This is a genomic window from Pseudonocardia ammonioxydans, assembly GCF_900115005.1.
GTDB lineage: Bacteria > Actinomycetota > Actinomycetes > Mycobacteriales > Pseudonocardiaceae > Pseudonocardia > Pseudonocardia ammonioxydans.
The window spans coordinates 1-1797 of sequence record NZ_FOUY01000145.1 but is presented as its reverse complement, the minus strand read 5'-3'; the positions used below and the strand labels follow the sequence as shown (position 1 = coordinate 1797).

Sequence of the window (1797 nt, the reverse complement as noted above, 5' to 3'; positions counted from 1 at the left end):
CGTCGAGGATCGTGGGGATCGGGGCGTAGCCCGACGAGCCGGGCTCGTCGCCGACCGAGCCGCGGTGGTCGATCAGCAGGAACGTGCCCTTCGGCGTCCCGCCGTCGGGGACGAACACCCGCAGGGTGAAGCTCGCCGAGCCTTCCGGGCCGGTGACCTCGATACCCACCTTCTTCCCGCCGTCGCTGAGCGTCTGCGTGTCGAAGGTGAGGTCCCCGGAGTCAGGTTCGGGTAGGGAGCGGCCGTAGACGTGCTCGGCGAAGGCCTCCAACAGCTCGGGCCGACGCTGGTTCTCCCAGACCTTGACGCTGTCGACGGCTTCACCGCTGTCGAGCACCAAGGGATCAGGCACCTCGACATCGGCGATCGACATCGTGTCGCCGGTGTCGGCGCCGCGATCCCGGACGGCAGCCGGCGCTACGGGCGGCGCCACAGAGGCGGCGGTCTCCCGCCCGATGAGTTCGGGGGCAGTATCGAGGGAGGCGGCGGGGCCGAGCGCCACGACGGCTGTGGTGGCCAGCGTCGCGGCCCTCCTGGCCCAGCGCGGCTGATGGTGTGCCAACAGCACTACTCAGCTCGCCGGCCCGGTACCAGGGCCCGCCGACGGGGACCAGACGTGCCAGCCCTCACCGTCGCCGGTCGCGTTCGGCGCGAACCGGTACCCGGCCTGCTCGAGCAGACGCCCGTAGTCGTGCTCGGCGGCGACCCGCTCGGAGCGCGGCTGGCCGGTGTGGACCAGCAGCATCGGCCCGGCGTCGGTGTGCTCGACGACGAACCCGTCGCTGCCCTCGGTGAACTCGGTGAAGCCGCGGCGGCGCAGCAGCTCGCGCAGCTGGTCGGCGTCGCGGTCACGTTCCGACCACAACGGCCGGGTGTCGAAGCTGTGGCCGTAGGCCGGTTCCTGCTGGTCTTGGCTGGTCATGGTGTCCTCCGTTCGTCGGTGACAGGGTCAGTCGTGCTCGGTCGGTGGCCGGTAGTCCTCGGTGGCCTGCGGGTCGAATACCCCCGTGCGGTCGGCGGCGGGCCACGGGTGGTCCTTGCCCGCACCGTCGCCGGTGTAGGCCAGCCACAGCGACCCGTCGGCGAAGCGCGCGGTGACCTGACCACCCCGCGACCCGGCGCAGGGCCGGGCGCGGCGGGCGGGGGAGGGGATGTGGCCGTAGTCGTCGGGGTCATCGGCATCGAACGCGACGTCGTCGGCCCCGTCGTGGTCGTGGTGGTGGCTGGTCATGCGGTGTCCTCCACCAGCAGCAGCCAGTCCTCGTCACTGGTCGGCGGGCTGTAGGTCTTGGTGACCTTGGTGGTGTCGAACTCGCCGGTGCGCGGGTTGAACCAGTACGCCTTCGGTGTGCCGGTCACGACGCTGGTGTCGACCGAGAACTCGTCACCGGCGGGGGTGTAGACCAGCAGGTACGAGCCGTCGGAGGCGACGTTGGCCACGACCCGCTCCGCACCCGAACCCGGCTCCGAGGTCAAGACCGACTGGTCGGGTTCGCCGCGGGTGAACGGCAGCGACTCCATCAGCTCACGCACATGGCGCATCTGCCCGCCCGCGGGGAACTCGAGGGCCTCGGTCCAGCTCCCGCGCGCGCCGAGCTCTCCGTCGCCGCCGTCGTTGAACTGCCACACCGCGTGGTGGCCGTAGGTGTGCCCGGCCGCCCCACCCAGCACCGACCAGTAGGCATCGCGGCGCACGTCGAGTGCGGTGGAGAAGCCCTGCTCGGGCTCCCAGCAGTACGGGTGCTCCTCATAGATCGGCTCGCCGTCGAGGAACGGCTTGGCCGGGTCCGCGCCGTA

3 protein-coding genes and 1 pseudogene are annotated in these 1797 nt (G+C 71.5%); all 4 read right to left on the bottom strand.

The genetic code is table 11. From position 1 onward, the window contains the following. Window positions 1-373, bottom strand: a pseudogene (locus BM093_RS34755) (acetylxylan esterase); the annotation flags it as partial. Window positions 374-571: 198 nt separating this feature from the next. Continuing rightward, window positions 572-922 (bottom strand): hypothetical protein, encoded by a 351-nt coding sequence (locus BM093_RS34750; RefSeq protein ID WP_093357702.1) that lies wholly within the window; start codon window positions 920-922, stop codon window positions 572-574. Window positions 923-949: 27 nt separating this feature from the next. Then, on the bottom strand, window positions 950-1231 hold the full coding sequence (locus tag BM093_RS34745) for a hypothetical protein (RefSeq protein ID WP_093357699.1): 282 nt from the start codon (window positions 1229-1231) through the stop codon (window positions 950-952). Then, on the bottom strand, window positions 1228-1797 hold a 570-nt coding region (locus BM093_RS34740), incomplete at its 5' end, for a glycoside hydrolase family 140 protein (RefSeq protein WP_143105730.1). The genes BM093_RS34745 and BM093_RS34740, both read right to left, overlap by 4 nt.

What these genes read in the sequence shown, in the direction of transcription:
- BM093_RS34750 (WP_093357702.1), bottom strand. Translation starts at nt 922, where the DNA reads ATGACCAGCCAAGACCAGCAGGAACCGGCCTACGGCCACAGCTTCGAC.
- BM093_RS34745 (WP_093357699.1), bottom strand. Translation starts at nt 1,231, where the DNA reads ATGACCAGCCACCACCACGACCACGACGGGGCCGACGACGTCGCGTTC.